Origin of the sequence: Streptomyces sp. NPDC052496 (genome assembly GCF_040679095.1) — a bacterium.
Taxonomy (GTDB): domain Bacteria; phylum Actinomycetota; class Actinomycetes; order Streptomycetales; family Streptomycetaceae; genus Streptomyces.
Window position 1 is genome coordinate 207176 of the sequence record NZ_JBFAUH010000005.1, and the last position, 18637, is coordinate 225812.

General features: G+C 72.6%; 23 protein-coding genes. 13 read left to right on the top strand and 10 right to left on the bottom strand.

Going from position 1 to position 18637, the window contains the following annotated elements; all coding sequences use genetic code 11:
• Nucleotides 1-3 precede the first annotated feature (3 nt).
• Nucleotides 4-561, top strand: coding sequence for a TetR/AcrR family transcriptional regulator (locus AB0L45_RS09725; RefSeq protein ID WP_365837849.1), 558 nt, complete (start codon nt 4-6; stop codon nt 559-561).
• Between the two features lie 3 nt (nt 562-564).
• Here AB0L45_RS09725 and AB0L45_RS09730 read toward each other — a convergent pair whose 3' ends face one another.
• Nucleotides 565-1995, bottom strand: a complete 1431-nt coding sequence (locus AB0L45_RS09730) for an amidase (protein ID WP_365837851.1) — start codon at nt 1993-1995, stop codon at nt 565-567.
• Nucleotides 1992-2216 (bottom strand): hypothetical protein, encoded by a 225-nt coding sequence (locus AB0L45_RS09735; RefSeq protein ID WP_365837853.1) that lies wholly within the window; start codon nt 2214-2216, stop codon nt 1992-1994. Before AB0L45_RS09735 ends, AB0L45_RS09730 begins: the two co-directional genes overlap by 4 nt.
• 310 nt (nt 2217-2526) lie before the next feature.
• Between AB0L45_RS09735 and AB0L45_RS09740 the strand changes: the two genes are divergently transcribed.
• The 3 genes from AB0L45_RS09740 to AB0L45_RS09750 all read left to right on the top strand — a co-directional run bounded on the left by AB0L45_RS09740 (nt 2527) and on the right by AB0L45_RS09750 (nt 5740).
• Entirely contained in the window at nt 2527-3498 is a 972-nt protein-coding gene (locus AB0L45_RS09740) for an MBL fold metallo-hydrolase (protein WP_365837855.1), read from the top strand.
• 148 nt (nt 3499-3646) lie between these two features.
• A complete protein-coding gene (locus AB0L45_RS09745) occupies nt 3647-4543 on the top strand; it encodes a glycerophosphodiester phosphodiesterase family protein (protein ID WP_365837857.1) in 897 nt (298 codons plus the stop codon).
• A gap of 273 nt (nt 4544-4816) precedes the next feature.
• Complete coding sequence (locus tag AB0L45_RS09750) at nt 4817-5740, top strand: arylamine N-acetyltransferase (protein ID WP_365837858.1); 924 nt, start codon at nt 4817-4819, stop codon at nt 5738-5740.
• A gap of 22 nt (nt 5741-5762) precedes the next feature.
• On the opposite strand, the gene AB0L45_RS09755 is transcribed toward AB0L45_RS09750, so the two are convergent.
• Both AB0L45_RS09755 and AB0L45_RS09760 read right to left on the bottom strand, forming a co-directional pair.
• Nucleotides 5763-6257, bottom strand: a complete 495-nt coding sequence (locus AB0L45_RS09755) for a RidA family protein (protein WP_365837860.1) — start codon at nt 6255-6257, stop codon at nt 5763-5765.
• Nucleotides 6258-6369: 112 nt separating this feature from the next.
• A complete protein-coding gene (locus AB0L45_RS09760; RefSeq protein ID WP_365837862.1) occupies nt 6370-7074 on the bottom strand; it encodes a spheroidene monooxygenase in 705 nt (234 codons plus the stop codon).
• 137 nt (nt 7075-7211) lie between these two features.
• Here AB0L45_RS09760 and AB0L45_RS09765 point away from each other — a divergent pair, with 137 nt between their 5' ends.
• Nucleotides 7212-7811 carry a TetR/AcrR family transcriptional regulator gene (locus AB0L45_RS09765; RefSeq protein ID WP_365837864.1) on the top strand — a complete coding sequence of 200 codons (600 nt, stop codon included), beginning with the start codon at nt 7212-7214 and terminating at the stop codon, nt 7809-7811.
• On the opposite strand, the gene AB0L45_RS09770 is transcribed toward AB0L45_RS09765, so the two are convergent.
• The 3 genes from AB0L45_RS09770 to AB0L45_RS09780 form a co-directional block, all read right to left on the bottom strand.
• Nucleotides 7795-8760 carry an alpha/beta hydrolase gene (locus AB0L45_RS09770; protein ID WP_365837865.1) on the bottom strand — a complete coding sequence of 322 codons (966 nt, stop codon included), beginning with the start codon at nt 8758-8760 and terminating at the stop codon, nt 7795-7797. The genes AB0L45_RS09765 and AB0L45_RS09770 overlap by 17 nt on opposite strands.
• A 66-nt stretch (nt 8761-8826) precedes the next feature.
• Nucleotides 8827-10494, bottom strand: a complete 1668-nt coding sequence (locus tag AB0L45_RS09775) for a bifunctional 3'-5' exonuclease/DNA polymerase (protein WP_365837867.1) — start codon at nt 10492-10494, stop codon at nt 8827-8829.
• Nucleotides 10495-10670: 176 nt separating this feature from the next.
• Nucleotides 10671-11849 carry a winged helix DNA-binding domain-containing protein gene (locus AB0L45_RS09780; RefSeq protein WP_365837869.1) on the bottom strand — a complete coding sequence of 393 codons (1179 nt, stop codon included), beginning with the start codon at nt 11847-11849 and terminating at the stop codon, nt 10671-10673.
• Nucleotides 11850-12134: 285 nt separating this feature from the next.
• Here AB0L45_RS09780 and AB0L45_RS09785 point away from each other — a divergent pair, with 285 nt between their 5' ends.
• From AB0L45_RS09785 to AB0L45_RS09795, 3 genes are all read left to right on the top strand, one after another.
• The gene (locus AB0L45_RS09785; protein WP_365837871.1) at nt 12135-12902 is read left to right on the top strand and encodes an alpha/beta hydrolase; all 768 of its coding nucleotides are present in this window, start codon (nt 12135-12137) and stop codon (nt 12900-12902) included.
• Between the two features lie 172 nt (nt 12903-13074).
• The gene (locus tag AB0L45_RS09790) at nt 13075-13920 is read left to right on the top strand and encodes a nitrilase-related carbon-nitrogen hydrolase (protein WP_365837873.1); all 846 of its coding nucleotides are present in this window, start codon (nt 13075-13077) and stop codon (nt 13918-13920) included.
• A 110-nt stretch (nt 13921-14030) separates the two neighbouring features.
• Nucleotides 14031-14615 carry a Uma2 family endonuclease gene (locus tag AB0L45_RS09795; RefSeq protein ID WP_365838065.1) on the top strand — a complete coding sequence of 195 codons (585 nt, stop codon included), beginning with the start codon at nt 14031-14033 and terminating at the stop codon, nt 14613-14615.
• A gap of 57 nt (nt 14616-14672) precedes the next feature.
• Here AB0L45_RS09795 and rpsN read toward each other — a convergent pair whose 3' ends face one another.
• Nucleotides 14673-14978, bottom strand: coding sequence for a 30S ribosomal protein S14 (rpsN, locus tag AB0L45_RS09800; protein WP_365837875.1), 306 nt, complete (start codon nt 14976-14978; stop codon nt 14673-14675).
• Nucleotides 14978-15214 carry a 50S ribosomal protein L28 gene (rpmB, locus tag AB0L45_RS09805; RefSeq protein WP_365837877.1) on the bottom strand — a complete coding sequence of 79 codons (237 nt, stop codon included), beginning with the start codon at nt 15212-15214 and terminating at the stop codon, nt 14978-14980. Before rpmB ends, rpsN begins: the two co-directional genes overlap by 1 nt.
• A 50-nt stretch (nt 15215-15264) precedes the next feature.
• Between rpmB and rpmG the strand changes: the two genes are divergently transcribed.
• The 5 genes from rpmG to AB0L45_RS09830 all read left to right on the top strand — a co-directional run bounded on the left by rpmG (nt 15265) and on the right by AB0L45_RS09830 (nt 17929).
• Nucleotides 15265-15429 (top strand): 50S ribosomal protein L33, encoded by a 165-nt coding sequence (gene rpmG / locus AB0L45_RS09810; protein ID WP_361155585.1) that lies wholly within the window; start codon nt 15265-15267, stop codon nt 15427-15429.
• Nucleotides 15430-15437: 8 nt separating this feature from the next.
• Nucleotides 15438-15692, top strand: a complete 255-nt coding sequence (locus tag AB0L45_RS09815) for a type B 50S ribosomal protein L31 (RefSeq protein WP_365837879.1) — start codon at nt 15438-15440, stop codon at nt 15690-15692.
• Nucleotides 15692-16894 carry a GTP-binding protein gene (locus AB0L45_RS09820; RefSeq protein WP_365837881.1) on the top strand — a complete coding sequence of 401 codons (1203 nt, stop codon included), beginning with the start codon at nt 15692-15694 and terminating at the stop codon, nt 16892-16894. The genes AB0L45_RS09815 and AB0L45_RS09820 overlap by 1 nt, the downstream gene beginning before the upstream one ends.
• A gap of 199 nt (nt 16895-17093) precedes the next feature.
• Entirely contained in the window at nt 17094-17330 is a 237-nt protein-coding gene (gene rpsR / locus AB0L45_RS09825; RefSeq protein WP_365837883.1) for a 30S ribosomal protein S18, read from the top strand.
• Nucleotides 17331-17689: 359 nt separating this feature from the next.
• Nucleotides 17690-17929, top strand: coding sequence for a DUF397 domain-containing protein (locus AB0L45_RS09830; protein WP_030679031.1), 240 nt, complete (start codon nt 17690-17692; stop codon nt 17927-17929).
• Between the two features lie 129 nt (nt 17930-18058).
• Here the strand turns inward: AB0L45_RS09830 and AB0L45_RS09835 are convergent, their stop codons facing one another.
• The gene (locus AB0L45_RS09835) at nt 18059-18625 is read right to left on the bottom strand and encodes an ATP-binding protein (protein WP_365837885.1); all 567 of its coding nucleotides are present in this window, start codon (nt 18623-18625) and stop codon (nt 18059-18061) included.
• Between the last annotated feature and the right edge of the window lie 12 nt (nt 18626-18637).

Consider the following 18637-nt stretch of genomic DNA (forward strand, 5'->3'; position numbering starts at 1 on the left):
CGGGTGCAGGAGTCGGTGCACCGGGCCGTGCGGGAGCTGATCGCCGAGCAGGGGCGGGACGGGCTGACGGTGCCGCTGGTCGCGGCGCGGGCCGGGGTGACGCCGTCGACTGTGTACCGGCGGTGGGGTGACCTGCAGGAACTGCTGTCGGACGTGGCGGTGGAGCGGCTGCGGCCGGAGGGCGCGCCCGAGGATCACGGGTCGTTGCGTGCCGATCTCGGCGCCTGGACCGAGCAGTTCCTGGAGGAGATGGCCTCTTCGGCCGGCCGTGCGTACACCCGGGACGCGCTGGCGGGCGACCCGGACGGCAGCAACGCCGGGCAGTGCTCCGAGTACGCGGCTGAGCAGCTGCGGATCCTGCTGGAGCGGGCGGCCGGGCGAGGGGAAGCCGTACCGGCGTTGGAAGAGGCCATGGATGTGGTCGTGGCGCCGGTGATGTACCGGACCCTGTTCCGGCCGGGGCCGGAGACAGAGGTGGAGGCGAAGAAGGCCGGGGCAGCCGGCTCCGGGGCCGTTGCTGACTACGCCCGGCGCCTGGTGGAGCGGCTGCTGCCCGGCTGACGGTCAGGACGGGGCGATCTCCGGGACCGGCCGGTGCGCGGTCTCGTAGGCGTGGCCGAGTTGCAGGAGGGTGGATTCGCCCAGCGGGCGGCCGATGAGCTGCATGCCGATGGGCAGGCCCTGGTCGTCGAAGCCGACGGGGAGGGAGAGGGCGGGGAAACCGGTGAGGTTGGCGGGGGCGGAGAGGCGTACGTAGGCGTCGGAGACGGCTTCTGTCGTGCCGTCGGACCAGGTGAAGGTCTGCTGGTCGGAGCGGGCGGCGGTGGCGGGGACGGTGGGGGCGGCTATCGCGTCGAGATGACCGCCGGTGCCCTGGAAGAGGTCCAGCCAGGCCTGGTGCATGAGGGTCCGGGTGCGCTGGGCGCGGATGTAGTCGGTCGCGGGGACGAATTCGCCGGCTTCGAGGAGCGTCCGTACGTCGTCGGAGTACAGGTCGGGGACGGTCCGCAGGCTGTCCTGGTGGTACGCCGTGGCCTCGGGAACCATGTGGCCCCACTGGACGGCCTGGACGTACTCCGTCATCGGGACGTGTACGGGTACGGCGACGGCCCCGAGCGCGGTGAGGGCGTCGACGGCGGCACGGACGCCGGCTGCCACCTGGGGCTGCACGTGGTCGAAGTAGTAGTTCACGGGGACGCCGATGCGCAGGCCGGTGATCGGTGCGCCGAGGGCGCGGGTGTAGTCCTCGCGGGGGTGGTCCAGGGAGGCCGGATCGCGCGGGTCGTGGCCGGCGAGCGCCTGGAGGACCAGGGCCGCGTCACCGACGGTACGGGTGAGCGGGCCCACGTGGTCCAGCGACCACGACAGGGACGTCACGCCGTACCGGGAGACCAGGCCGTACGTCGGCTTCAGGCCGACGACGTGGTTGAGCGCGGCGGGCACCCGGATCGAGCCGCCGGTGTCGGTACCCAGGGCGAAGGTGGCCGTGCCGGCGGCGACGGCGGCCGCTGAACCGCCGCTGGAGCCCCCGGCCACGTGCTCGGGTGACCAGGCGTTCCGGGTCTGCGGGGTCGTCAGCCCGTACGCGAACTCGTGGGTGTGCGTCTTGCCGATCAGCACCGCACCGGCTGCCCGGAGCCGCTCCGTCACGGCGGCGTCCGCGTCCGGTGTGTGGTCGGCCCGTACCCGGGAGCTGGCCGTGGTCGGTACGCCGGCGACGTCGATGAGGTCCTTCAGCGCCACGGGGATGCCGTGCAGCGGGCCGCGGTGGTGCCCGGCGGCGATCTCCCGCTCGGCCTCCGCGGCGGAGTGCAGCGCTGCCTCGCCGGTCACCGTCACGTACGCGCCGGCCTTCGGGTCCACGGCGGCGATCCGGTCGAGGACGGAGGTGGTGAGTTCGACGGGGGAGAGGGCGCGGTCCGCTATGAGGCGGGCGGCTTCGGTGAGGGGGAGGTGGTGGGGGAGAGGGGCGACGGGTGAGGGGGTGTGTGTCATGAGGTCTTCCGGGGGTGGAGGGGGGCGGTGTGAGGGGCTGCGGTGAAGGAGGAGGCAGGAGGTGTGTCGCCCAGGGGGAGGGTGCGGAGGGAGCTGATGACGGAGTCGATGGCGTTGACGGTCGCGGTGACGCCGGGCAGCCGGTCTTCGGCGAGGGGGAGTCCGGCCCGGTGGGCCAGGCGGGTGATGTCGTCGGGGGTGAGGTCGGGGGAGGGGGGCACGGTGTCTCCAGGGGCTTGATGGGGGTGGGTGGGGCTTGCTGGGGGTTGGGTGAGGGCTGGGGTGAGGGCTGGGGTGAGGGCTGGGGTGAGGGCTGGGAGGGCGTGGCGTTAAAGCTAAGGCTTTGCGTTTGGGGAGCCTAGGGGGCTAGTCTCGGTTAAGGCAAATATTTAGCTTTTGGTTGCCGGGGGAGGCGATCCCGCCCCGTACTCGGCTCTGTCGACGCCCCTAGCCCCACTCCCGCCCCCGGTCCCACTCCCGCCCTCGGCCCCACCCCCGCCCTCGGTCCCACCCTTGCCGCATGGAGGTCTCGTGTCCCCCCGCCCCGCGCACACCTGGCACGTCGGCGACATCGTCGTGCACCGCATCGACGAAGTCGTGCTGCCGCCCGAGACCGGTGCCTGGCTGCTTCCCGGCGCGACGCCGGAGCTCGTGTCCGAAGTCCCCTGGCTCGCGCCGGAGTTCGTGCACCCTGACGGAACCCTGCGTGCCGCCGTGCACACCTTCGCGCTGGAGATCGGAGGTTTGCGCGTACTGGTCGACACGGGTATCGGTAACGGCAAGACACGCGCCAACCCCGCCTGGCACCAGCTCGACACGCCCTACCTCGACCGGCTGGCCGCCGCCGGCTTCCCGCCGGAGCAGATCGATTACGTCATCCTCACGCACCTCCACGCGGACCACGTCGGCTGGAACACCCGTCGCGCCCCCGACGGCAGTTGGCAGCCGACGTTCCCGCGCGCCCGCTACCTCACTTCACGCACGGAGTACGCCTATTGGTCCGGCGTCGAGATGGAGGAGAGCCGCCGCCAGATGTTCCGCGACTCGGTCGCACCCGTACGGGAACACGGTCTGCTCGACCTGATCGACGTCACCGAGCCCGGCACCGAGATCCTTCCGGGCCTGACCCTCGTACCGGCGCCCGGTCACACGCCCGGCCAGAGCGCGGTCGCCCTGCACAGCCAGGGCGAGTCGGCGATCATCACCGGCGACTGCGTGCACCACCCCGTGCAGCTGGCGCACCCGCAGCTGTGCAGCAGCGTCGACATCGACCCGGAGGAGGCCGTACGGACGCGCCGGCGGCTGTTCGACGAGGTGGCGCGCAGCGGGGCCCTGATGCTGGGAAGCCACTTCGCGGCGCCGACGGGCGGTCTGGTGCGGCGGGAGGAGGGGAGTGCCGGGGCGGGTACCGGGACCGGGGCGGGTGCCGGAATCGGAGCGGGTGCCGGAGTCGATTCGGGTGAGGGGCTGCGGTATCGGCTGGTGCCCCTGGGCGGCGAGTGACAGCCCCTCGGCGCTCTACGCTCTCCCTGAGGGACGGCTTCCGTACCGCGCGCCCCCGCATGGCGGCATTCTTGAATGCTTAAGGGCATATCGGGGCAAGGCTGTCGCTGTCGTTGCTGTCGGTGGTGGGCGCGCCCGGGAGGCCCTGATGAACCAGAGATCGGTCCGTGTCGCGGCAGTCACCGGATGTGCCCTGCTGATCGCGTCCCTGACGCCGGTATGGGCAGGCAGCGCGAATGCCAGTTCGGGAACCGCCGGTCGGGTGACGGCTCCCCTCACCGATGTCGTGGACATTCCCTGGCTCACCGGCCCGGTGGTCGTCGCGCACCGGGGCGCCTCACAGGTGGCTCCGGAGAACACCCTGGCCGCGGTGGACGCGGCGGACCGTCAAGGTTTCAAGTGGGTCGAGAACGATGTGCAGCAGACCCGGGACGGGAAGCTGGTGGTGATGCACGACGCCACGCTGACGCGGACCACCAATGTCCGGCGCGTGTTCCCCCATCGCGCCCCCTGGCGGGTACGGGACTTCACGGCCGCCGAGATCGCTCGGCTGGACGCCGGGAGCTGGTTCAACAAGCGCTTCGCACGTGAACGGGTGCCGACGCTCGCGGAGTTCCTGCGGCGCATGGAGGACCACGACCTGCGGCTGCTGCTGGAGATCAAGAACCCGCAGCAGTACCCCGGCATCGAGGCGCGCATCGTCAAGGAGCTGTCGGGCGCGGGCTGGCTCGGCCGCGGGCACGTGCGCCGCCGGCTGGTGGTGCAGAGCTTCAGCGCGAGCAGCGTGCAGACGGTGCACCGCCTGGTGCCCAGCGTCCGTACGGGGTTCCTCGGCAACCCGCCGCTGAACGCGCTCGCCTCGTACGCGCGCTACGTCGACCAGATCAACCCGCAGCTGTCCAAGGTGAACGCGCAGTACGTGACCGCCGTCCACCGGCTGCGCGGCGTGCACGGCCGCCGGATGGAGGTCTTCGCCTGGGACGTGCCGCTGCGGAATTACGCCCGGATCGCATCGGCTTACGGCTTCGACGGGGTCATCGTCTGAGGAGGACGGCGGCTGCTGGGCGCGATGCGGGGGGAGGGAAAACCGGGGCTACGGCGGCTAGGGGGCTGCGGGGGTTACGGGAGTTGCAGAAGTTACGAGAGCTACGGGAGTTACGGAGTTACGGCATGAGCGCCGTAAGGCAGGCGCTCGCCGGCTCCGGCCGGTCGTCTCGTAGGGTCGCGGGGGCGGCCGTCACCGACCACAGGTGAGCAGCCACCCCAGAGCGAGACCCGAGCCCCATGCCCCGGGTGACAGAAGGAGCAAGGACCGACCATGACGGACAGCGCGCGCACCGGCAGCGCTTGGAGCGGGGACGAGCTGGACCTCGACGCGTACCTCGCGCGGATCGGTTACGAGGGCGAGCGCGCGCCGACGGCGGCCACCCTGCGGGAGCTGCACGCCCGGCACGCCGCCACCTTCGCCTTCGAGAACCTGGAGATCGTCCTGGGGCGGCCGGTCCTCCTGGACCTGAAGTCCCTCCAGGAGAAGATGGTCGGCCGCCGCCGCGGCGGTTACTGCTACGAGCAGAACCTGTTGTACGCCGCCGCGCTGGACCGGCTCGGCTTCCAGGTCACGGGCCTGGGCGCCCGTATCCGCATGGGTGAGGCCACCAAGATCCGGCCGGTCACCCACGCCCTGCTCAAGGTACGGCTGGACGGCGAGGGCTGGATCACCGACGTGGGCTTCGGCGGCGAGGCGCTGCTGGCGCCGGTCCCGCTGCGGGACGGTGTCGAGGTCCGGCAGGGCGGCTGGACGTTCGGCCTGGTGCGGGAAGGGGCGCCGGCGCGGGAAGAGGGACGAGCAGGGGGACCGGCGGGGGCGGACAACACGTCGGGCGGCACGCCGGACGGCACCTGGGTGCTGCGCTCGCGGCACGAGGACGGCTGGTTCGACCTGTACGCGTTCGGCCCGGAAGCCCGACACCCGGCGGACTACGGCGTCTTCAATTACTACATCTCCACCCACCCGCGCTCGCCGTTCACCGGCCGTACGGTCGTCCAGCAGCCCGGTCCGGACCTGCGGCGCACCCTGATCGGTACGGAGCTGACGCTGACCCGCCCCGACTGGTCCCGCGAGGTGCGCCAGGTCCCGGCCGAGGAGATCCCGGCCGTACTGGAGGCGGACTTCGGGCTCGTACTGGACGAGCGGGACGCGGCCGACCTGGTGGCACTGCACCGGGAGGAGCCGGTCGCGTGAAGGTGCCGGCCGCTCGCGGGGGCTACCGGACGACCGCGAACCCCTCGATCTCCACCAGCGCCGCCTCGTCCCACAGCCGTGTCGCGCCGATGACCGCCATCGCCGGGTAGTCGGTGCCGACCAGGCGCTTCCACACCTGGCCGATGGCCGCCGCGTTGCTGCGGTAGTCGGCCACGTCCACGGTGAAGACGGTCAGTTTGGCCAGGTCGGCGGGGCCCGCTCCGGCGGCCTGGGCCGCGGTCAGGAGGTTGGCGAGCGCCCGTTCGAACTGCGCGACGATGCCGTCACCGACGATGCGGCCCGCGCCGTCGAGCGCGGTCTGGCCGGCCAGGAACACGATCGTGCCCGGCGCGGCCCGTACGGCATGACTGAATCCGGTCGGCGGCGACAGCTCGGACGGGTTCACCCGCTCCAGACCGCCCGCCGGCGCGGGCGGCGCTCCTACCGGGCCCGGCCCGCCACTTTTCCGTTCGTCCCGTTCCCGCTGCGCTTCCCGCCCGTCCCGCTCCGCACTCATGACCCGTGTGCCCCCTCCGTAGTCAACCCGCATCGTCCTCCCAAGGATTGCAGCGCATTCCGCTTCTCCTGCGGAAGGTGTGGATGCTGTGGAAGCGGTCCGGCCACCCCCCTCACCCCGAAACCCCCAAGTCCGCCCCCATCCCCGCCCCCACCGACCCCTCCCCACCAAGCGCCCCCGTCCTCGCATACGGGCGGAAACGGGCGAACGCCGCCTCATGATGGAACGGCCGGGCCTGATCCGCCGCTACCGTGTCCCGGTGTTCGGGCCGCTGTGCACCGTAGGCGTACGCCGTCATCTCGCGCAGGCTGCGCCATATGGAGAAGGTGCCGACGAAGCGGGGCGGCCGGGCGAGCGCGGCCGAGAAGGTCATGGCAGGGTCGGTGGCGGCCCGGCCGGACGCGCGGGAGTTGGCGCGCAGGAACCGGCCGAGGCCCCTGAGCCGGGTCTCGCCCAGCGTGAGGACGGCCACCTCTTCGTCGTCGTCCGCCGGGCGGGTGCCGGGCGCGACGTCGAGGGCCATGCCGGACCAGGAGCCGCGTACCCCGAGCGGTTCGAGGCGGACGTGCCGGCCCGGGGCGAAGTGTCGGGCCAGCGGGTGCTCCGCGAGGAAACGGTCCAGCGCGGCGTCGTCCTCCCAGGACGCGAACAGTGCCGCGCGCCCGGGACGCAGCCGCGGCAGGCCGGCCGCGATGTCACCGGTGAGCGTGGTCTGCGCGTGCCGCAGCCCGGGCAGGGTGCCGGGGCGTGGGCGGGAGCGCAGGACGTCCGGGACGGCGCGGAGGCCGATGTCGGCGAGATGCACGGAAACGATCATGTCGAACCCCGTTCCAGGGCACCGGACGCCCGGCCCGGCACCCCTCAGCCGTTATTACTAACGCGTATACTTTGCGGTACACCAACTGGTACGACGGTACCGCCAGTATCCGCCTCAGTCACCGCGAAGGCGAGCCCATGAGCCACATCGAGCGGACCCGCGCCGCCCGCGCCGAGACCCGTACGCACATCGAGGACACCGCCGCCCGCCTCTTCGCCGAACGCGGTTACGCCGGCACCACCATCGGCGACATCGCCGCCGAGGCCGGCCTGAGCAAGCCGATGCTCTACCGCCACTTCGACTCCAAGAAGGAACTCCACCTCGCCCTCCTGGAACGGCACCGGGACGAACTGGCCGCCGCGCCCGTCGAGCAGCTCCTGCACGGTGAGGGCGACCTGGTCACGCGCATGACGGCGATGTACGACGCCTGGTTCGGCCACGTCCAGTCGCACCCGTACACCTGGCGCATGATGTTCCGCGACACCACCGGCGACCCGGAGGTGCAGGACTTCCACCGCGCACTGCAACGCCGTCAGCGCGATACCGATGTGGCGCTGCTGCGCGCGTACGTACCGGGGCTGCCGGAGGCGGAACTGGAGCCCCTGGGAGAGGCGATCCGCAGCTCCCTGTACGGGCTGGCGCTGTGGTGGCTGGACCGGCCCGAGGAGCCGCGGGAGGTGCTGGTCGCGGCGATGGTGCGGATCACCCGGGGGCTGGTCGCTACGGCCGGCGGCTGAGTACGGCCTGCGGCCCCACACGCACCTGGAGCGCCGCACGCAGCTGCCCCGTCCAGGCAGCCGTCGTCTCCCGCGCAATGCGGGAATCCGGTGCGAACATCTCGAAGCCGTGCCAGGCTCCCGGCACGTAATGCAGCGCGACCCGCACGTCGGCGTCCATCAGCCGGCGGGCATAGGCAAGCCCGGTGTCCCGCAGCGGATCGAGGCCGCAGACGACGACGCAGGCGGCGGGCAGGCCGCGCAGGTCGGTGGCGCGGGCCGCTGCCGCGTACGGGTACGTGGCGGCGCCCTCGGGCGCGTAGTGCCGCCAGCCGCGCTGGATGAACGCGCCGTCCGGCAGCCGCGGATCGCCGTCCGCGGGCGTGGGGCCCGTACCGGCCGTGTCGTCCAGGTCCGGTACGACCAGCGACTGGTGGACGAGGGCCGGGCCGCCCCGGTCACGGGCCATCAGGGCGACGGCGGCGGCGAGCCCGGCCCCGGCGGACTGCCCGCCGACCGCGAGGCGCGCGGGATCGACACCGAGCGCCGCAGCCTGACCGGCCGTCCATTCCAGAGCGAGGTGACAGTCCTCCACCGCCGCCGGGCACGGATGTTCCGGGGCGAGGCGGTACTCCACGGAAACCACCGCGGCCCGCACCTCGCGGACCAGCTCGATCGCCGTACGGTCCTCACCGGGCGGCGCCTGCCCGAACGTGTAACCGCCGCCGTGGAAGTGCAGCACCCCGGGCAACGGGCCCGGCGCGTCCGACGGCCGGTAGATCTCCACCGCCAGCAGCGAACCGTCCGGCCGCGGCACCGCGTACCGTTCGCTCGTCACCCCGGCGCGGTCCGCCGGGAAGTGGCGGGCCAGCGCGTGCAGGCCGGCGCGGGTGCCCTCGATGTCGGCGTACGGGTCGAGCAGCGGAGGCAGCTCCTCCAGTACCGGCGCAAGCTCAGGATGGACACGCACAGCAGGCACTCGTTCCTTCCCTCCCCGTCCCCGCACCTCATTCCTCCCTCCGTCTACCCCGTCACCTCACTTCGCATCGGCGTAGCACTCCACCACCGCCGTACTGAACGGAAACCGCACCGGCGTCGCACCGAACGCGATCCGCCCGGCCAGCTCGGCGGCTTCCGCGACGGCCGCGGCCGCCGTCCCGGCCTCCTCCTCGGGAGCGTGCACGATCACCTCGTCGTGCTGGAAGAAGACCAGTTCCGCGCGGAGCGGCGCCAGCGACCGGCGCAGCGCGGCCAGCATCAGCAGCGCCCAGTCGGCGGCGCTGCCCTGGACCACGAAGTTGCGGGTGAAGCGGCCGCGGGCCCGGGCGCCCGCCGTGCTGCCGTACGCCGGGGCCTCCTCCTGCGGCAGGCCCGCCTCGTCGGGCGGTGCCACGGAGGCCGGCGGGCACGTACGCCCCAGCCAGGTCCGTACGAGACGGCCTTCCTCGCCCGCGCGGGCCGCCACGTCCACGTACTCCACCGCGTCCGGGTACCGCCGCCGCAGGTCCGCCAGGTGCTTGAGGGCGTCCCCGGACGTCTGGCCGTAAATGGCACCCAGCAGCGCCAACTTCGCCTGCGCCCGGTCGCCCCCGAAGGCACGCGCCGCCAGGTCGGCGTACAGGTCGCGGCCGCTGCCCGCCACCTCCATCAGCCCCCGGTCCCGGGAAACCGCCGCCAGCACCCGCGGCTCCATCTGCTCCGCGTCCGCGACCACCAGCCGCCAGCCCGGGTCGGCCACCACGGCCCGGCGCACCACCTTCGGGATCTGGAGCGCGCCGCCGCCGTTGGTCGTCCAGCGGCCCGAGACCGTGCCTCCGGGCAGGTACTCCGGGCGGAACCGGCCCTCGTGCACCCACTGCTGCAACCAGGCCCAGCCGTGCGCCGTGTGCAGCCGGTACAGGCGCTTGTACTCCAGCAGCGGCGCCACCGCCGGATGCCGCACCTCCTGCAGCTCCCACTTACGGGTCGACCGCAGCGCGATGCCGGCGCCGGCGAACGCCTTGACGATCTCGCCCGGCAGGTCCGGGCGCACCCGCACACCCTCCCCGAACGCCCGCGAGACCTCCTCGGCCAGCTCCGCCATCCGGCGCGGCTCCAGACCCCCCGGGTAGCGCTCGCCGAGCAGTTCGTCCAGCAGCTCCCGGTGCACGTCGGCCCGCCACGGCAGCCCGGTCCGCCGCATCTCCGCGGCGACGAGCATCCCGGCCGACTCGGCGGCCAGCAGCAGCCGCATCCGGTCCGGGTGCTCGGCCCGCTCCGTACGCTCCAGCTGCCCGGCGTACACCTCCAGCAGCGCCGTGAACTCGTCCACCCCCGGCGGCAGCGGCACCGGGCCCGGCTCGAACAGCGACGGCTGGGTCTCCGCGCCGCGCACCGGCGGATCGTCGGGCACCGGCAGCCGGTGCCGCCGCGCCCACGCCGCGGCGAGCGACCGCGGCTGGCCCGACTGGCCCTCCTCGTGCCCGATCAGCAGCGCCTCGGCCGCCTCGACGTCGTAGCACCGCTCGACGCGGACGCCGGCCGCGAGCAGCGTGCGGTACGTCTCCGCGGTCGACCGCCACACCCAGCGCTCCGCCTCCGGACACGCCCGTACGGCCTCCGCCACGCTCGCCGCGCGGACCGGCACCCCCACGGGACGCCCGGCGGCGTCCACGGCACACGCCGCCACACCCCCGTCACCGCATCCCCCGACCACCCACCGCATACGTTCACTTTCCCATCCGGCCCCTCTCGCGGCCTTTCTCACATCTCACGGGCTCCCGCGCCCGGCTCCCGAAAACCGGCATGCGCCCGCTCCGCCCCTCACACCCCGCCGCCCGCACCTCGCGCTCCCCACCCGCGCCCCGCACGCCTCACCCCGCGCACGTCCCCCCGCACCCCTCAGCCAGTAACCACCTCCAACTCCCGCCCCAAACAGCCCCCCAGCCTCTCGACCTCCTCCCTCAGCCCTTCGAGCCCCTTCAGCCCCTCCAGCCCCTCCGGCCCCCTCAACGCCACCCCCGAAAGGTCAGCACCCTCGAACACCGATATCCGCAGGACCGACGAGTCCGTCAGGGACCACACACCGACGACCCGGCCCCCGAGCACGACCACCGGGGATATCCACCCCGCCGCGCGGCTCACCTCCGCACGGTGGGCGGGCGGGACCAGGCGTGCGTCGGAGGTGCCGGGCCCCAGGACGTACTGGTCGAAGCCGGGGAGCAGGCGCAGCTCGTCGGCCGGGGCCGGGGCCGGGGCCGTACCGGCCAGGTCCTCCACGTCGTCCGCCATCACGAACGCCCGCTCCCCGTCCACGGACACCTCCGCCAGCTGGCCGCGCAGCGCCTCGAACCACCCCCGCAGCACGCCCTTGCGGGTGGCCCCCCGCAGCAGCCACGCGTCGAACACCGCGGGCGTCGCCGGTCCGTGCGCGCGCAGATAGGCGGGGATCACGGTGGCCGCCGCCTCCTCCGGGTCCGGTATGCCGCGCCAGCCCGGCACCCAGGACCGGGGCGACGTGAACGTCACATGCCGGCCACGGGCCGGCCCCTGGCACAGCCGGCCCGTCCACGCCAGCGGCTTCAGAACCGTGCTCCATCCGGACGTCAGCTGCTCTCCGAGCCCGGCCAGGCCCTTTCGCGCGAGCACCGCGTCGGTCAGCTCCCGCCGGGTCAGCACCTGCCCGTCCAGAATCTCGTCGACCGCCTCGCCCAGCGCCGCCAGCTGCGAAGGATCCACTCCGAAGGTCCGCTGCCAGGCGGGCTTCTCCCAGGTCCGCGCGGCGGCGAGCAGCGAGAGATACGCACCCGCCCCGGACGCGGGCAGCAGATGCAGCGTGCCCCGCATGGCCCACGTCCTGACGAGTGAACGCGCTTCCAGCGCCTCCCGCACGCCCGCGACCGAGGGCTCCACCTGCCGCACCGCGACCGCCAGCTCCGCCGACGAGGCGACCTGCGCCTGCACCCCCGCCAGCCGCCCGACGATCTCCTCGGCCGGCGCGTCCGTCCGCGGCGCGAGGCTCTGCCGCCGCAGCCGCCAGGCCAGCACCTGCTCGTGACTCACCCGCACATCCCCGTTCATGTGCCCATTGCACACCACCCCACTGACAACGGCCCCGCCCCCGCCGCACCACTGCCCCGCCGCACCATTGCCCCCGCCGCTGCTGCCACCGCCATGTCACGCCACTGCCACTGCCACCGCCGCCCCAGCCCCGCCCCCGCCCGTCAAGTCATGTCGTCAACCCTGACGTTGGCCGGTTAGCTCCCCTACCCGGCCCACCTGACTAGGGGGAGAATGCGCGCGCCGACCCAGGTCACGCACCCCGCACCCATATCCCCGCCCACGGCAGACAAGGGAGTCGCCCGTATGGCCATCGCGCACCGCGCCATCGGTTCTGGACCGCACCCGGTGATCGTTCTCCACGACTGGTTCGGCACCTCGGCCAACTGGGGTTCCGTCCTGGACTTCCTGGACCGGGAGGCCTTCACGTACGCCTTCCTCGACTGCCGCGGCTACGGCGACCGCAAGTACGTACCGGGCCGCTACGACCTGCCGGAGATCGCCGGCGATGCGCTGGCCCTCGCCGACCAGCTCGGCTGGGAGCGGTTCTCCCTGGTGGGCCACTCGATGGGCGCCGAGGCGGCGCAGCAGGTGCTGGTCCGCGCGCCCCATCGGGTGAACCGGTTGCTCGGTCTCGCACCGGTCCCTGCCGGTACGTACCCGATGGATGACGCGACGCGCGAGCTGTTCTACGGGGCCTCGGCGGACCCGGAGAAGCGGCGCGCGATCATCGACCTGGTGACGGGCCACCGCGCCGGCCGGATCTGGCTGGACCGTATGGTGCGCCACTCCCTCGACATCTCCCGGGTGGAGGCGCACGCGGCCTATCTCGCCAGCTGGCAGCAGCTCGACCTCTCGGAGGCGGTGGCGGACGCGGCGAAGCGGTACTCCGTGCCCGTACGGGTGGTCGTCGGCGCGTACGACCTCGCGCTGACCGCCGGCCTCATGCGCGAGACCTGGCAGCGGTGGTACCCCGAGGTGGAGATCGTCACGATCGAGGGCTCGGGGCACTATCCGATGCACGAGACACCGGTGGCACTGGCCACGACCATGGAGGAGTTCCTCCGCGGCTGACCCGGGCCCGCGCGGCTTCCGTGGCCCCTTCCCGCGAACAGGCCCGCACCCGCTTCCTCTGCCAGCATGGCTACGTATCACCCGTAATGCCGCAAACCATGCGTAAAACGGGTGTACCGCCCGCCGTGCGCCGTCCCGGTGGGCGCGACGGCCGACGGAGCGAGGTGCGGGCATGCGGGTGGCTCTGGCGCAGACGGACTGCGGGCTGGGCGAGGTCGACGCGAACCTCGCCACCGCGCGGGAGGAGGTCGAGAAGTCGGCGGAGCAGGGTGCCGACGTCGTCGTCTTCCCGGAACTGAGTCTGCACGGGTACCACCTGGGCGCCCTCTCCCGGGACGCCTCGATCGAGGCCCAGGACCCGCGGCTGCGCGACCTGAGCCTGCTCGGCCCGGACGTCCTCGTGGGCTTCCACGAGCACACGGTCCTGCGCGCCTACAACACGGCCGCGTACTACGCCGACGGCGCGCTGCTGCACGCGCACCGCAAGCTGTACCTCCCGAACTACCTCTCCTGGGAGGAGCGCAAGCACGTCAGCCCGGGCCAGTCGCTGCGCGCGTACGACCTGACGAAATCACCGAGCGGCGGCCGGGGGGCGACGCTGGTCTGCAACGACGCCTGGCAGCCGGTGCTGCCCTGGATCGCCGTGCAGGACGGCGCTGAGGTGCTGTTCGTCCCCACCAACAGCGCGGCCAGCCTCGACCCGGAGGCGATGGACACCGGCTCCTACTGGGACACGCTGCTCTCCTACACGGCGCGGATGCTCCAGTGCTGGATCGTCTTCGTCAACCGGGTGGGCAACGAGCACGGTGCCGCCTTCTGGGGCGGCTCGCGGGTGGTGGATCCGCGCGGCACGGTGGTGGCGCAGGCGCCGAAGTGGGAGACGGCGCTGGTCACGGTGGACATCGACCTCTCCGAGGCGCGCCGCCAGCGCCGCGCCGTCCCCCTGGTCGCGGAGGCCCGCCTCGGTCTCATCGACCGCGAGGTGCGGCGCCTGATCGACGAGGGCGGGGACAGTTGAGGTGGCCCGGGGGGAGGGCACACTCGTTCGGATGAAGAGTCACCCGAATGCCGGCGTGGTCTCGCTTAAGGTGGCAGTGTCGCTCCGCACGAAGGAGGTCCACCGTGGCACTGACCGTTCCGGAACCCGAACCGTGGGCCGCCGATGAGCGGGCACCCGCATCGGCCGAGGATGCCTTCGAAGCGTTGAGCGCGGCAGCCCCCAAGGGATGGCGCGTGGAGCTGATCGAAGGGGAAATCCACGTGGTACCACCTCCCGTAGGCAGGCACGAAGAGATCGTGTCGGAACTTTCAGGGCAGGTGCGGGATCACCGTAAGGACCTGGGGCGCTACACGAACATCGGGCTTTCCGTCCCGGGAGCCTCGTCCACCGGAAAGGTGATTCCCGACCTGGCGGTCGCCCCGAAGGGGAGCTTCGACGACGACATCGGCTATCACGACCCCTCGCCGGTCATGCTGGTCGTCGAGGTGCTCTCGTCCTCGACGGCGGGGCACGACCGGATCAAGAAGCTGCGCGGGTACGCCCGTGCCGGTATCCCCTGCTACCTGCTGATCGACCGTGCCGCCAACCTCGCCATCCTCTGCTCGAAGCCCTCTGGCGAGCGATACCTGTCCATGACGGAGATCGACCTGGCCGAGAAGGTCATCCCGCTGCCGGATCCTCTCAACTTCGATCTCGACACCACCCAGTTCTGAGCTGCTGGGCCGGCCCGCCCCGAGTTCCGCAAGCGAGGCGGGCCGCACCCGCACCCCCTACCAGCTCGACTTCCGCACCCCCGGCAGGAACCCCGCGTGCGCCTGCTCGCGGAGCTTGACGCGGGAGAGGCCGAACGCGCGGAAGTAGCCGCGCGGGCGGCCGTCGACGCTGTCGCGGTTGCGTACGCGGGTGGCGCTCGCGTCGCGCGGCTGGCGGGTGAGTTCGCGCTGGGCGGCCAGCCGCTCCTCCTCCGGGGTGTGCGGGTTGCGGATGACGGACTTCAGCAGGGCCCGCCGGGCGGCGTAGCGCGCCACTGTGGCGCGCCGCTTCTCGTTCTTCGCGATCTTGCTCTTCTTCGCCATCAGACCTTCTCCCCTCGGGCGCGGATCCGGGCGACGGCCGCCTCGATCCCGATCGTGTCCACGGTCTTGATCCCCTTCGTGCTGAGCGTGAGGCGGACGTGCCGCCCCTCGCTCGCCAGCCAGTAGCGCTTGCGCTGGATGTTGGGGTCGAACCGCCGTGACGTGCGGCGGTGGGAGTGCGAGACGGACTTGCCGAAGCCGGGGCTGCGGCCGGTGAGCTGGCAGTGGGCGGACAAGGTCAGTACCTCCTAATGAAAATGGAAACCATTTCTGTATAGTAGCGCCCATGGCCCGCAACGAACTACGACCCGTGATCAAGCTCCGGTCCACCGCCGGCACCGGCTACACCTACGTCACCCGCAAGAACCGCCGTAACCACCCCGACCGGCTGGTGCTGAAGAAGTACGACCCGGTCGCCGGCCGCCACGTCGACTTCCGAGAGGAGCGCTGAGCTACGCCATGAAGCCTGGAATCCACCCCGCCTACGGGCCCGTCGTCTTCCGTGACCGGGCCGCCGATTACGCCTTCCTGACCCGGTCGACCGCCACCAGCGACAAGACGATCGAGTGGGAGGACGGCAACACGTACCCGGTCATCGACGTCGAGATCTCCTCGGCGAGCCACCCCTTCTACACGGGGACGGCGCGCGTGCTGGACACCGCGGGGCGCGTCGAGCGGTTCGAGCGCCGGTACGGGAAGCGCGGGGCCCGCTGATGGGCGGCCCGTCGAGGGAGGGCGCGCCCGGCGGCCCCGGGGGCGGCTTCGGGGACCGGCTGTCCGTGGTGATCGTCGGCGGGCTGCACTCGGACGCCCGCCGGACCGCGGTGGAGCGGCTGCTGCACGCCGTGCCCGGCAGCGTCGCGCTCCACCACGATCTCGCCTCCGCCACTGAAGGAACGGTTCGCCGGACCGTGCGGGACGCCGGCGGCGTACTCGACACGGGCGAGGCGCCGCTGGTCAACGACTGCGCCTGCTGCGCGCTCCGCGAGGACCTGGTCCCCGAACTGGAGCGGCTGGCCGACGGCCGCACCTGCCGGCTGGCCGTCGTCGAACTGTGGGACTCCGTCGAGCCCAAGGCCATGGCCGAGGTCGTCACCGCCTGCGGCGGCGAGACCCTGGCGCTGACCGGTGTGATCACGGCCGTCGACCCGGCGCTGCTGCTGCCGTACCTGGGCTGCGGCGACGACCTGACCGAGGCCGGGCTGGCCGCGGCCGCCTCCGACCAGCGGACCGTCGCGGACACCTGGGCCCGCCAGCTGGAATATCCGCCGGTGCTCGCCGTCGTACCGGGTGAGGAGGAGGGCGACGCCGCCGATCTGGCGCTGCTCGCGCAACTGCACCCGACGGCGCGGCTGGTGGACGCCGACTCCCCGGGCGAGCTGGCCGCTGCGGCGCTGGCCGGATTCGACGTGGAGGCGGCCGCCGCGCGGCAGCATCCGGCGTGCGCGCTGCTTCCACAGGAGGCCGAAGCGGACGGCGTCGGGACGCTCGTCTGGCACCGCACCCGGCCCTTCCACCCGGCCCGGCTGTACGCGGCGCTGGAGGACCTCACCTGTGTGGCGGCCCGCAGCCGTGGCCGGTTCTGGCTGGCGGACCGGCCGGACACGCTGCTGTCCTGGGACGCGGCGGGCGGCGCCCTGTGCGTCGAGAACGCGGGCCCGTGGCTGGCCGCGCTGCCGGACGCCGCCTGGGACCTGGTGCCGCCGGTACGCCGCGCCGCGGCCGCGCTGGACTGGCACCCCGAGCACGGCGACCGCGCCCAGCACCTGGTCTTCACCTCGCCGGGGCTGGACCGGGACGGGCTGACGTCGTTGCTGGAGTCCTGCCTGCTGACGGACGAGGAGTACGCGGGCGGGCCGCCGGCGTGGCAGCGGCTGACCCCGGCGTTCGACGAACTCCTCGATCCGGTTTCGTAACCGCGCCTGCTTGCCTGCTCGCCTGCTCGCCTGCTCGCCTGCCCGGCCGGCTGTCGATCCCCCCGACCGTCGTCCCCCGGCTGCCCGCCCAGCCGACCGCCCGCCCAGCCGGCCGCGACCGGTCCGTACGTCCCGGCCTCCCCACCTCCCGGCCCCCTCCCGACCTCCCGCCCCCAACCTCCAACGACCCAGGAGCCCCATGCCCCGCCGTCACGACCCCCGTAAGAAGACCGCGCCCCGTCCCAATCCGCTGGACGCCGCGGGCATCACCTACATCGATTACAAGGACACCGACCTGCTGCGGAAGTTCATCTCCGACCGCGGCAAGATCCGCAGCCGCCGGGTCACGCGGGTGAGCGCGCAGCAGCAGCGGCAGCTGTCCCGTGCGATCAAGAACGCGCGGGAGATGGCGCTGCTGCCGTACTCGTCCAAGTGAGGGCCACCCGGCCGTCGCTTTGCCGCTGCTTACGGAGAAGTCCGGCCCACTGACCGGCCTTCCGGAACACCGCGAGGTGTTGCGGAAGGCCGGTTCTCGTGTTCCGGGGAACTCTGGCGTCCGGTGATGCGTCCCGTGAGCATGGTGTTCGACGTGCTGTGACCGGTGCGCCACGGGCCGTCGTGCACGTGCATCCGACCATGCATCTGCATATGAACGAAGCTATGATCCCAACCAGTTGCAGTTGACACCGGTTTCCGCTGGGCGCACTGCTGCTGACAGACCATCACCGACCACCGACCGCTCAGCGCGCGCCACGTCCCGTCACCGCTGACCACCGCATCCACCGGGAGACACCTGTGCCCGACGCATACAACGGCATGGCCGCTACGGATCTCCACGGTGTGGCCTGGCAGAAGAGCCGGCACAGCAACTCGCAGGGGTCGTGCGTGGAGTTCGCGCGCCTGCCGGGCGGCGAGATCGCCGTACGCAACTCCCGCTTCCCGGACGGGCCGGCGCTCGTCTACACCCCGGCCGAGGTCGAGGCGATGATCCTGGGCGTCAAGGACGGCGAATTCGACCACCTGGTACGGGACTGACCGGTACGGCCCGCCCGCGCGCGCCCGCGTCCGCGCGCCTGCCCGGACGGTCGCGGCCGTCCGGGCAGGCCGGCGGAGGCTCCGTGGCCCCCGGGCCCCGTGCCCCCGAGGCCCCGGAGCGTCCGCCGCTCACGGCAGCCGGAACTGCGCCCAAACGATCTTTCCGTGCGGTGCGCCGGCCAGCGGCTGCCAGCCCCAGCCGTCGCTGAAGGAGTCGACCAGGTACAGGCCGCGCCCCGACTCGGCGCCGGCGTCGGCGTCCTCGACCTCCGGGGACGCGTCGCTGGAGTCACGTACCGCGCACACCAGCCGGGACGACCACCGCATCAGGTGCAGACGGGCCGGCAGGATGCCCGGAGCGTGGACCGGCGCGCCGCCGCGGGCCGACCCGTATGCCTCGGCATCGGCCGGGTCGCAGGCGTCGGCGCGGGCCGGCTCGTACGGATCGGGAGCGCCGGCCGGGGCGGCGTGCCGCAGCGCGTTGGTGACCAGCTCGGAGACGACCAGGGCGACGCTGTCGAAGATCTCCTCCAGCTCCCACCGGTGCAGCGTCTCGCGGGTGAAGTGCCGTGCGCCGCGCACGGATTCGTAGCGGGGTGGCAGCGAGTAGGAGACGGATCCGGAGACGGCCGGGGGGTCGACGGGAGGAAAGCCCTGCCATAACGGCTGGAGCATGGTCAAAACCTTGGTCCCCATGCGAGGCACTCC

Bases quoted from the DNA above. Each gene is read 5' to 3' on its own strand.
- rpsN (WP_365837875.1), bottom strand. From the start codon at position 14,978: ATGGCGAAGAAGAGCAAGATCGCGAAGAACGAGAAGCGGCGCGCCACA.
- rpmG (WP_361155585.1), top strand. From the start codon at position 15,265: ATGGCCCGCAACGAACTACGACCCGTGATCAAGCTCCGGTCCACCGCC.
- AB0L45_RS09775 (WP_365837867.1), bottom strand. From the start codon at position 10,494: ATGCGGTGGGTGGTCGGGGGATGCGGTGACGGGGGTGTGGCGGCGTGT.
- AB0L45_RS09780 (WP_365837869.1), bottom strand. From the start codon at position 11,849: ATGAACGGGGATGTGCGGGTGAGTCACGAGCAGGTGCTGGCCTGGCGG.
- AB0L45_RS09755 (WP_365837860.1), bottom strand. From the start codon at position 6,257: ATGAGTGCGGAGCGGGACGGGCGGGAAGCGCAGCGGGAACGGGACGAA.
- AB0L45_RS09765 (WP_365837864.1), top strand. From the start codon at position 7,212: ATGAGCCACATCGAGCGGACCCGCGCCGCCCGCGCCGAGACCCGTACG.
- AB0L45_RS09730 (WP_365837851.1), bottom strand. From the start codon at position 1,995: ATGACACACACCCCCTCACCCGTCGCCCCTCTCCCCCACCACCTCCCC.
- AB0L45_RS09790 (WP_365837873.1), top strand. From the start codon at position 13,075: ATGCGGGTGGCTCTGGCGCAGACGGACTGCGGGCTGGGCGAGGTCGAC.
- AB0L45_RS09835 (WP_365837885.1), bottom strand. From the start codon at position 18,625: ATGGGGACCAAGGTTTTGACCATGCTCCAGCCGTTATGGCAGGGCTTT.
- AB0L45_RS09750 (WP_365837858.1), top strand. From the start codon at position 4,817: ATGACGGACAGCGCGCGCACCGGCAGCGCTTGGAGCGGGGACGAGCTG.
- AB0L45_RS09760 (WP_365837862.1), bottom strand. From the start codon at position 7,074: ATGATCGTTTCCGTGCATCTCGCCGACATCGGCCTCCGCGCCGTCCCG.
- rpsR (WP_365837883.1), top strand. From the start codon at position 17,094: ATGCCCCGCCGTCACGACCCCCGTAAGAAGACCGCGCCCCGTCCCAAT.
- AB0L45_RS09745 (WP_365837857.1), top strand. From the start codon at position 3,647: ATGAACCAGAGATCGGTCCGTGTCGCGGCAGTCACCGGATGTGCCCTG.
- AB0L45_RS09820 (WP_365837881.1), top strand. From the start codon at position 15,692: ATGGGCGGCCCGTCGAGGGAGGGCGCGCCCGGCGGCCCCGGGGGCGGC.
- AB0L45_RS09815 (WP_365837879.1), top strand. From the start codon at position 15,438: ATGAAGCCTGGAATCCACCCCGCCTACGGGCCCGTCGTCTTCCGTGAC.
- AB0L45_RS09785 (WP_365837871.1), top strand. From the start codon at position 12,135: ATGGCCATCGCGCACCGCGCCATCGGTTCTGGACCGCACCCGGTGATC.